At 61.3% G+C, this 10,688-nt stretch carries 7 protein-coding genes; 4 read left to right on the top strand and 3 right to left on the bottom strand.

What is annotated here, in order from left to right; genetic code table 11:
* Positions 1 to 208: 208 nt before the first annotated feature.
* Complete coding sequence (locus tag ACW9HW_RS15060; RefSeq protein ID WP_371917497.1) at positions 209 to 2,647, top strand: penicillin-binding protein 1A; 2,439 nt, start codon at positions 209 to 211, stop codon at positions 2,645 to 2,647.
* A gap of 248 nt (positions 2,648 to 2,895) precedes the next feature.
* On the opposite strand, the gene ACW9HW_RS15065 is transcribed toward ACW9HW_RS15060, so the two are convergent.
* The 3 genes from ACW9HW_RS15065 to rpmE all read right to left on the bottom strand — a co-directional run bounded on the left by ACW9HW_RS15065 (position 2,896) and on the right by rpmE (position 5,389).
* Positions 2,896 to 4,164: a malic enzyme-like NAD(P)-binding protein gene (locus ACW9HW_RS15065; RefSeq protein WP_095192240.1), complete on the bottom strand. Its 1,269-nt coding sequence runs from the start codon at positions 4,162 to 4,164 to the stop codon at positions 2,896 to 2,898.
* 179 nt (positions 4,165 to 4,343) lie between these two features.
* Positions 4,344 to 5,135 (bottom strand): thermonuclease family protein, encoded by a 792-nt coding sequence (locus ACW9HW_RS15070; protein ID WP_457400543.1) that lies wholly within the window; start codon positions 5,133 to 5,135, stop codon positions 4,344 to 4,346.
* A gap of 35 nt (positions 5,136 to 5,170) precedes the next feature.
* Positions 5,171 to 5,389, bottom strand: coding sequence for a 50S ribosomal protein L31 (gene rpmE, locus ACW9HW_RS15075; protein ID WP_008047849.1), 219 nt, complete (start codon positions 5,387 to 5,389; stop codon positions 5,171 to 5,173).
* A 291-nt stretch (positions 5,390 to 5,680) separates the two neighbouring features.
* Between rpmE and ACW9HW_RS15080 the strand changes: the two genes are divergently transcribed.
* From ACW9HW_RS15080 to ACW9HW_RS15090, 3 genes are all read left to right on the top strand, one after another.
* Entirely contained in the window at positions 5,681 to 7,900 is a 2,220-nt protein-coding gene (locus ACW9HW_RS15080) for a primosomal protein N' (RefSeq protein ID WP_457400544.1), read from the top strand.
* A gap of 272 nt (positions 7,901 to 8,172) precedes the next feature.
* Positions 8,173 to 9,909: an arginine--tRNA ligase gene (gene argS / locus ACW9HW_RS15085; protein ID WP_095192243.1), complete on the top strand. Its 1,737-nt coding sequence runs from the start codon at positions 8,173 to 8,175 to the stop codon at positions 9,907 to 9,909.
* Position 9,910: 1 nt separating this feature from the next.
* Entirely contained in the window at positions 9,911 to 10,621 is a 711-nt protein-coding gene (locus ACW9HW_RS15090; protein WP_095192244.1) for an SPOR domain-containing protein, read from the top strand.
* Positions 10,622 to 10,688: the final 67 nt, after the last annotated feature.

A 10,688-nucleotide genomic window follows, 5' to 3' on the forward strand; every position in this document is an offset into this window, starting at 1 on the left:
CCTATGACTATCCGTGAGTTACGGACTCTGTAATGTGTGTTGCGTTCCATCCACCCGTCTTGACAGCAGCCTTCAATGACGCCTGCGGCGGAAAAATGCTTATAATGCCCAGCGTTTTTTTCCGGTTTTTCTCAAGCGCGGGTCGTTCGCCTTTAGCCTGAACCCTGATGCCTAATTCATTTTTTGCCCTGGATATCCAAAAGCCTTGATTCGTCTGCTGAAATTTTTCGGTTGGTCCATCGTCGCGGTTTTCTGCGGACTGCTTCTGGGTCTGAGCGGGGCGTTTCTTTACCTTAGCCCCGGTTTGCCGTCGGTGGAGGCGCTGAGAAGCATCCAGTTGCAGATTCCATTGCGGGTCTACAGCAGCGACAACAAGTTGATCGCAGAGTTTGGCGAAATGCGCCGTACTCCCATCCGTTTCGCCGACATTCCCCCCAACTTCATCAATGCGTTACTAAGTGCTGAAGACGATAACTTCGCCAATCACTATGGCGTCGACCCCAGCAGCCTGATGCGGGCCGCGACCCAGCTGGTCAAAAGCGGTCACATCCAGTCCGGCGGCAGCACCATCACCATGCAGGTGGCGAAGAACTTCTTCCTGACCAGCGAACGCAGCTTTTCGCGCAAAACCACTGAAATCCTCCTGGCCTTGCAGATCGAACGGCAGCTGACCAAGGACGAAATCCTCGAGCTGTACGTCAACAAGATCTATCTGGGCAACCGCGCCTACGGCATCGAGGCGGCGGCGCAGGTTTACTATGGCAAGTCGATTCGCGACGTCAGCCTGGCGCAGATGGCAATGATCGCCGGCCTGCCAAAAGCCCCGTCACGCTTCAACCCGCTCGCCAACCCGGCACGCAGCAAGGAGCGACGTGACTGGATCCTGGGGCGCATGTACAAGCTTGGAAAAATCACCGAAGCCGATTACACCGCCGCGATCAACGAGCCGCTGAACGCCAGCTACCACGTGCCGACGCCGGAAGTGAACGCCCCTTACATCGCCGAAATGGCCCGTGCCGAAATGGTCGGTCGCTATGGCAGCGACGCGTACACCGAAGGTTTCCGCGTCACCACCACGGTGCCGAGCAACCTTCAGGAAATGGCCAACACCGCCCTCCACGAAGGCCTGATGACCTACGATCAGCGTCATGGCTATCGCGGCCCTGAATCGCGCCTGCCGGGCAAGACCCGCGAGGCGTGGGCCACCGAACTGACCAAGCAGCGCACCATCAGCAGCCTTGAGCCGGCCATCGTCACCCAGGTCGACAAGAACGGCCTGCAGGTCCTGACTCGAACCGGCAGCGAGCATGTGAACTGGGACACCATGAAGTGGGCTCGCCCATTCCTGAACACCAACAGCATGGGACCCAATCCGAAGCAGCCGTCGGATGTAGCCCAGGTCGGCGACCTGATTCGCGTTCAGCGCCAGCCGGACAACTCGTTGAAGTTCAGCCAGATCCCGCAAGCCCAGGGCGCGCTGGTATCCCTCGACCCACAGAACGGCGCGATCCGCTCGCTGGTCGGCGGCTTTGCCTTCGAGCAGAGCAACTACAACCGCGCATTGCAGGCCAAGCGCCAGCCGGGTTCGAGCTTCAAGCCATTCGTCTACAGCGCCGCGCTGGATAACGGCTATACCGCCGCCAGCCTGGTGAACGACGCACCGATCGTGTTCGTCGATGAGTACCTGGACAAGGTCTGGCGTCCGAAGAACGACACCAACACCTTCCTCGGCCCGATCCGCCTGCGCGAAGCGTTGTACAAGTCGCGTAACCTGGTGTCGATCCGCCTGCTGCAAGCACTGGGCGTCGACCGCACCATCGACTACATCAGCAAGTTCGGTTTCAACAAACAGGACTTGCCGCGCAACCTGTCCCTGGCCCTCGGCACCGCTACCCTGACCCCGATGGAAATCGCCACCGGCTGGAGCACCTTCGCCAACGGCGGCTACAAGATCACCCCGTACATCATCGACAAGGTCGAAAGCCGCAATGGCGATACGCTGTTTGTCGCCAATCCGCCGAGCGTTCCGAAGGGTGGCGTCGCCAGCGACGGCATCGCTGCGCCAGTCGCCGAGGCCTTTACGGTCAACGCCACGCCAGGCGAAACGCTGACCGCCCAGCCGGCGCCTCAGGCACCGGCTGTGGCTGAACGTATCGTCGATGGCCGCACCACCTACATTCTCAACAGCATGCTCGAGGATGTGATCAAACTCGGCACCGGCCGCCGCGCCCTGGCCCTTGGCCGCAGCGACATTGCCGGCAAGACCGGCACCACCAACGAATCCAAGGACGCCTGGTTCTCCGGCTACAACGCCGATTACGTGACCACGGTCTGGACCGGTTTCGACCAGCCCGAAAGCCTGGGCCGCAAGGAATTCGGCGGAACTGTCGCGCTGCCAATCTGGATGAACTACATGGGCGCCGCGCTCAAAGACCTGCCGCCTCATACGCAACCGGAACCGGAAGGCATCCTGAGCCTGCGGGTCGACCCGATCAGCGGCCGTGCGGCGACTCCAGGCACGCCGGGGGCTTATTTCGAACTGTTCAAGGCCGAAGACACGCCACCGTCGGTGAATGAACTGGGCAACGGCAATGCACCAGGCAGCCCGCTGCCTGCGGACGAAGCGGCGCCGATCGATTTGTTCTGATCCGATAATGCAATACAAAAAGCCCCGATCTTCTTAAGAAGGCGGGTTTTTTTTTGGTTTTTGGTTTTTCTGTTGCACCGCATCCGACGGAACGCCGCCCGGAGCCGGCTCGCTCCCACAGGGGAACGATCAACTGTGGAAGCGAGCCTGCTCGCGAAGGCGGCCGGACAAACACCATATAACCTGCAGACAAATAAAAAGCCCCGACTCACAGGAGCCGGGGCTTTTAGTTGAAGCGCTACAACGACTTAGCCGTTGAACACGTCATCCACGCTTTTCAGCGGGTAGTTCTTCGGATACGGCAGGGTCGCTACACCCGTCTCGATCGCAGCCTTGGCCACGGCGTCGGAGATCAGGGTGATCAGGCGGGCATCCATTGGCTTCGGAATGATGTACTCACGACCGAATTCCAGTTTGATGCCGCCGTAGGCGTCGCACACTTCCTGAGGAACCGGCAGCTTGGCCAGTTCGCGCAAGGCGTTGGCTGCAGCCACTTTCATTTCTTCGTTGATGCGCTTGGCGCGTACGTCCAGGGCACCACGGAAGATGAACGGGAAGCCCAGTACGTTGTTGACCTGGTTCGGGTAGTCCGAACGGCCGGTGGCCATGATCACGTCGCTACGGGTAGCGTGCGCCAGTTCCGGGGAGATTTCCGGATCAGGGTTCGAGCAAGCAAACACGATCGGGTTGGCAGCCATCGACAGCAGGCCTTCAGCGCTCAGCAGGTTCGGGCCGGACAGGCCGACGAACACGTCTGCGCCTTGCAAGGCGTCAGCCAGGGTGCGCTTGTCGGTCGCGTGAGCGAAGACAGCCTTGTACTGGTTCAGATCGTCACGGCCGGAGTGGATCACGCCGGTACGGTCGATCATGTAGATGTTTTCGATGTTGGCGCCCATGCTCACCAGCAACTTCATGCAGGAGATGGCGGCCGCACCGGCACCCAGGCAGACGATCTTGGCTTCCGGCAGGGTTTTGCCGGCAATTTCCAGGGCGTTGATCATGCCGGCCGCGGTGACGATTGCGGTGCCGTGCTGGTCATCGTGGAAAACCGGAATGTCGCACTGCTCGATCAGAGCACGTTCGATCTCAAAGCACTCAGGCGCCTTGATGTCTTCCAGGTTGATGCCACCGAACGTGATGGAGATGCGCTTGACGGTGTCGATGAAGGCTTGCGGGCTTTCGGAGTCGACTTCGATGTCGAAGACGTCGATGCCGGCGAAGCGCTTGAACAGAACGCCCTTGCCTTCCATCACTGGCTTGGAAGCCAATGGGCCGAGGTTACCCAGGCCGAGAATCGCGGTGCCATCGGAAATGACTGCAACCAGGTTGCCTTTGCCGGTGTATTTGTAGGCCAGTTCAGGATCGCGGGCGATTTCGCGTACTGGTTCGGCTACGCCGGGGCTGTAGGCCAGCGACAGGTCGCGGGCGGTAGCGGTGGCCTTGGTGAGCTCGACGCTCAGCTTCCCTGGACGAGGATTGGCGTGATATTCGAGAGCGGCAGTTTTCAGATCAGACATGTGGGCATTCCGCTTTTACTGTTGGACAGACTGGTCAGCGAGGATACGCGCCTCGCAAAATCCCCACAAGACTGACCGGTCACCCCTGTCAACCGCCCTGCCCTACGACTTTTGGCCAAGAGCCGCGGAACACAAGGGATAGACTGTTCACAATCAGCACAAAAAATGTCTACAATTTTTTATCGCTGCGCCACTTCAAGCATCGCTGGGTCCGTCAGCGGCAACATCCAGCGCGCTTGCCCCTCCTTGAGCCCACCGCGGCGCGAACGATCCAGCACCCAGCCGCGCGCCTCGATTTGCCTGCCTTCGAGCTTTTCAAGCGAGGCCGTATCGAAGCGAGGGAGCAAATTGGGTGCAACGCGCAATACAACCGAATCCTGCAACTCGATCCAAACGCCGCCACGATTGCGTTGAACCTTGCTCACACGGCCGCTGAGTACAGCAAAACCGGCCGTGCTGATCTGATCCGCTTTCAGTACAGGTGATTGACGCCACACACCGAGCCCGGCTTGGCGGGCAGCGCGTTCCGCAGCTTGCTGACAGCCGACCAAATCGACATTGGGAGGGACCGCCACCAGAAAACCGAGGCCTTCGGCGAGCATTTGCGCTTCGAGGTTGGCACCGTTGGCACCGTAGACGTGGGCCAGGGTCCGACCATAGCGGTCTTTGCTTTCTTTACCGGGCAGTAAAGCGACTTGCCCGTCGCTCGCCGCCACCAAGGCTTCGAGATGCTTGCGCGCAGCCACGGCGAACGGCTCATCGGAACGGCCTTGCTTGCCCAACTCCGGTGTATTCAAGCCGATCATGCGTACATTGCGACCATCGCTCAGGCGCAGCGTATCGCCATCCACCACCCGCTGCACCGCGACGGATGTCAGGCCGCCCGGCGCCGGGCAGAAGGCCTGGGCAGCGGATAGCCAAATCGCGGACACAAAAAAGGCGCCCGCGAGGGACGCCTTTTTCATCAGCATGGAAAAACCCGAACGGCTTCCCAAGTTGATCGGCCTTAGGCCTTTTTCGCGCCGAAAGCACCGAAACGGTCGGCGAAGCGCTGAACGCGGCCGCCAGTGTCCAGAGTCTTCTGCTTACCGGTGTAGAACGGGTGGCATTCGTTGCAAACGTCGATCGCCAGGGCTTTGCCGAAGGTCGAACGGGTTTCGAACTTGTTGCCGCAGCTGCAGGTAACAGCAACTGCTGGGTATTCTGGATGGATATCAGCTTTCATGGTGTCTTCCTCGGGCTAGCGTGCCGCCACCCAACACTATTGTTGAATACCGCACGTAATTAGGCCGCGGATTCTACCAGACAATCCTGATCACGCAAGCTGTCACTCAGACCGACCGTCTGCTAGGCTCCCGGCCCTATGCGCCACCCCTGCGGGAGCGGGCCTGCTCGCGCAAGCGGTGCGTCAGACGACAGAAATGCTGGCTGATACTCCCTCTTCGCGAGCAGGCTCGCTCCCACAGGTTATGTGATTGCCCCTGCTTCTATTGTCCGCTGATCGAGAATCCCCCGCGTGCCCGACGCCATTTTGCGCCTCGCCCTGCCTTCGCCCCTGCGCCGCCTGTTCGACTACCGCGCGCCGGCTGGCGTCCTGCGCGCCCAGTTGCATCCTGGCATGCGCTTGCGGGTGCCGTTCGGGCGCCGGGAGATGATCGGGATTCTGGTAGAAGTCGCCGACACCAGCGAAGTGCCAGCAGAGAAACTCAAACCGGCATTGGCACTGCTGGACGCCACGCCACCCCTGCCACCCACGCTGTTCAAGCTGTGTCTGTGGACTGCCCAGTATTACCAGCACAGCCTCGGCGATACGCTGAGCTGGGCGCTACCGGTATTGCTGCGTCAGGGTGAACTGGCCGAAGCCCGCCAGGAACGGTTCTGGTCCGCCGCTCCCGGTGCCAGCCTTGATGATCCGCGTATCGCCCGCGCCCCGCGCCAGCGTGAAGCACTGGCAACACTGGCCCAACATCCCCATGGTGTCGCCCATCAGTTGCTGAGCAAACTGATGCTGAGCAAGGACAGCCTCGATCTGTTGCTGGCCAAGGACCTGGTGCAAGTCGAAGTCCGCAAACACGCCCCCGGCGCCCGCCATGAGCATTGGCTGGCACAACCGGAGTTGCCGCTCAACCCGGAACAACGCGCCGCCTGCGAGGCGATTCGCGCTGGTTTCGACAGCTATCACGCGTTCCTTCTCGCTGGCGTCACCGGCAGCGGCAAGACAGAAGTGTATTTGCAGCTTATCCGCGAAACCCTGGAGGCCGGCAAGCAGGCGCTGGTGCTGATTCCGGAAATCAACCTGGGCCCGCAAACCCTGGCGCGCTTCGAACAGCGCTTCAATGCGCGCATCGCGCTGATCCATTCAGCGGTGAATGATCGCGAACGCCTCGACGCCTGGCTCGCCGCCCGCGACGGTGAAGCCGACATCATTATCGGCACCCGCTCGGCGCTGTTCACGCCGATGAAGAACCCGGGGCTGATCATCATTGATGAAGAGCACGACGGCTCTTACAAGCAGCAGGAAGGATTGCGCTATCACGCCCGCGATCTGGCACTGGTGCGCGCCCGGCAGGAAAACATTCCGATTGTGCTCGGCTCGGCCACTCCGTCACTGGAAAGCCTGCAGAACGCCTACACCGGCCGTTACGGCCTGCTACGCCTGAATGAACGTGCCGGCGGCGCCAAGCAGCCGCGCTTCCTGCGCCTGGACGTGAAAAGCCGTCCGCTGGACAGTGGTATTTCCGGGCCGATGCAACAAGCCATCGGCCAGACCCTGGCCGCCGGCCAGCAAGTGCTGGTGTTCCTCAATCGCCGCGGCTTCGCCCCGACGCTGCTTTGCCACGACTGCGGCTGGATGTCCGAATGCCAGCGCTGCGATGCACGCATGACCGTGCACCAACGCTACGGCGAACTGCGTTGCCACCATTGTGGTTATGTCGAACGCGTGCCGCGCCAGTGCCCAAAGTGCAACAAGGTCGATTTGCGCCCGGTGGGGGCCGGCACCGAACGGGCCGAAGAGCGCTTGGGCATCCTGTTCCCGGACTACCCGGTGTTGCGAGTCGACCGTGACAGCACGTCGCGCAAGGACGCAATGAATCAACTGTTTGCGACCATTCAAAAGGGCCAGCCGTGCATCCTGGTGGGCACGCAAATGCTCGCCAAGGGCCACCACTTCCCACGGGTGACCCTGGTATCGATCCTTGATGCCGATGGCGGGCTGTTCTCCGGTGACTTCCGCGCCAGTGAGCGCATGGCGCAATTGATCGTCCAGGTCGCCGGGCGCGCCGGCCGGGCGGAAGAACCGGGCAAAGTGATCATCCAGACGCACCTGGCCGACCACCCACTGCTGGTGCAATTGACCGAGCAGGGCTACTTCGCCTTTGCGGAGCAGGCCTTGAGTGAACGTCGTGCGGCAGGCCTGCCACCGTTCGCGCATCTGGCGCTGCTGCGGGCCGAAGCACACAAACCGGGTCAGGCCGAAGGCTTTCTCGATGAAGCGTGCAGTGAGGCGGAACGCTTGCTGGCCGAACAGAACCTGACCGGCATCGAACTGCTGGGGCCGGTGCCCGCACCGATGGAGCGCCGGGCCGGGCGCTATCGTGCGCAGCTGTTGTTACAGGCTACGGCCCGCGCACCATTGCACCGATTGCTTGCCTGTTGGTTGCTGGTGCTGGAGCAAATGCCGAGCGGGCGGGCGGTACGTTGGTCTTTGGATGTCGATCCCGTGGATCTGTATTGATTACATTCCTGTGGCGAGGGAGCTTGCTCCCGCTCGACTGCGAAGCAGTCGCAAAAAAGCCATCGAGATCGAACAGAATGCTCGCAGCGCCTGGTTTTAGGGCCGCTTCGCGCCCCAACGGGAGCAAGCTCCCTCGCCACAGGGTAATCAACCGCCGTAAGTCCGCTATGAACCTACAATGGTTGGCAAGCCCGCCTTGGCAACGGATAATGCCCAGTTTTTCCACCAGCGCATCGAAGCGCCCGCCGCGCCTGCGGTTGAAAGAGAAGACCATGAAAGACACCATTCGCCAGCTGATCCAACAAGCCATCACCCAACTCGTCAACGAAGGTGTGTTGCCTGAAGGCCTGTCGCCGGCGATCCAGGTGGAGAACTCCCGGGACAAGACCCACGGTGACTTCGCCAGCAATATCGCCATGATGCTGGCCAAACCTGCGGGCATGAAGCCGCGCGATCTGGCGGAAAAGATCATCGCCGCGCTGCCGGCTGACGAAAACGTCACCAAGACCGAAATCGCCGGCCCGGGCTTCCTGAACTTCTTCCAGAACACCCAGGCCCTGGCCACCCGCCTGGACGCCGCCCTCGCCGATGCCCACATCGGTGTACGCAAGGCCGGCCCGGTACAGCGCACGGTGGTTGACCTCTCGGCACCGAACCTGGCCAAAGAGATGCACGTCGGTCACTTGCGCTCGACCATCATTGGCGATGGCGTGGCTCGCGTTCTGGAATTCCTCGGCGATACCGTGATCCGTCAGAACCACGTCGGCGACTGGGGCACCCAGTTCGGCATGCTGATGGCTTACCTGCAGGAAAACCCGATCACCAGCGACGAGCTGTCGGACCTGGAAAACTTCTACCGCGCTGCCAAGCAACGCTTCGACGAATCCGAAGAGTTCGCCGACCGCGCCCGTGGCCTGGTGGTCAAGCTGCAGGCCGGCGACGCCGATTGCCTGGCGCTGTGGACCAAGTTCAAGGACATCTCGCTGTCTCACTGCCAGAAAATCTACGAACTGCTGAACGTCAAGCTGACCATGGCCGACGTGATGGGCGAAAGCGCCTACAACGACGACCTGATCAACGTGGTCAACGACCTGAAAGCTGCCGGCATGCTGGTCGAAAGCAACGGCGCCCAGTGCGTGTTCCTCGACGAATTCAAGAACGCCGACGGCGATCCGTTGCCAGTGATCATCGTCAAGGCTGATGGCGGCTACCTCTACGCCACCACTGACCTGGCCGCCGTGCGCTACCGCAGCGGCAAGCTCAAGGCCGATCGTGCGCTGTACTTCGTCGACCAGCGCCAGGCCCTGCACTTCCAGCAAGTGTTCGCCGTGGCGCGCAAGGCCGGTTTCGTAACGCACCCGATGGAAATGGAACACATGGGCTTCGGCACCATGAACGGTGCCGATGGCCGCCCGTTCAAGACCCGTGACGGCGGCACCGTGAAGCTGATCGACCTGCTGACCGAAGCCCAGGAACGCGCCTACACCCTGGTCAAGGACAAGAACCCGGAACTGGCCGAAGCCGACCTGCGCAACATCGCCAAGGTCGTGGGCATCGGCGCGGTGAAGTACGCCGACCTGTCCAAGCACCGCACCAGCGACTACAGCTTCAACTTCGACCTGATGCTGAATTTCGAAGGCAACACTGCGCCGTACCTGCTGTACGCCTATACCCGCGTGGCCGGTGTATTCCGCAAACTGGGCAAGGATTTCAGCGAGGTCGAGGGCCAGATCGTTCTCGAAGCGGCGCACGAACACGAACTGGCGGCGAAACTCGCGCAGTTCGGCGAAGTGCTGAACAACGTGTCCGAGAAAGGCACGCCGCACATTCTTTGCACCTACCTGTACGACGTCGCCGGCCTGTTTTCCAGCTTCTACGAGAACTGCCCGATCCTCGCCGCCGACACTCCGGAACAAATGCAGAGCCGTCTGCGCCTCGCCGCGCTGACTGGACGCACTCTCAAGCAAGGCCTGGAACTCTTGGGCCTGGAAACTCTGGAGCGTATGTAAGTTGGCTGCCAAGAAAAAACCTGCACCCAAGCGTGGCGCCAGCCGTTACCAAGCTCCAGCGAAGCAACCGATCCCGGGTTGGCTGTGGATGGCGATCGGCCTGACGGTCGGCGCCTTCATCGTGTTCCTGATGAAACTGGAGCCGGGCAAGGGCAGCGACACGGTCAAACGCGAGAAGGTCGAGCAGCAACAGAAAGCCACCAAGATCGCCGAAGCCAACAAGACCCCGCCGAGCCCGACGCAACCGGTGAAGCCGAAGTACGACTTCTACACCCTGCTGCCGGAGTCGGAAGTTATCGTGCCGCCGGATGCCGTGCCGGAAAAAACCTTGCCGACGCCCCAAGTGCCGGCCATTCCGACCACGCCGGTGACCCCGGCGGAAGCGGCGAAAATCGACACAGCCCGCGCCCAGGCTGCTTTGGCGGGGATCACGCCGCCGCCGGCACCGCCCGTCACCAAGGCCGCGCCAGTGACCCGGTTCTTCCTGCAGGCGGGCTCGTTCCGCAAGGAGTCTGACGCGGATAAGGTACGCGCGCAGATCATCCTGCTCGGCCAGGCGGTGGCGGTTGAGTCCGGCACAGTGAAGGACGAGACCTGGTATCGGGTATTGGTGGGACCGTTCAGCAACCGTGAACAGCTGACCACCGCACAGAAGCAACTCTCTGGTGCCGGTTTCAGTAACCTGTTGTTACAACAACGCCAAAGCCGCTGATTCCGTCGGTTATACCGCGTTATCGTTCTTCGCGAGCAGGCTCGCTCCCACAAAGTTGATGCATATC

It is taken from the genome of Pseudomonas sp. SDO5532_S415, assembly GCF_054071155.1.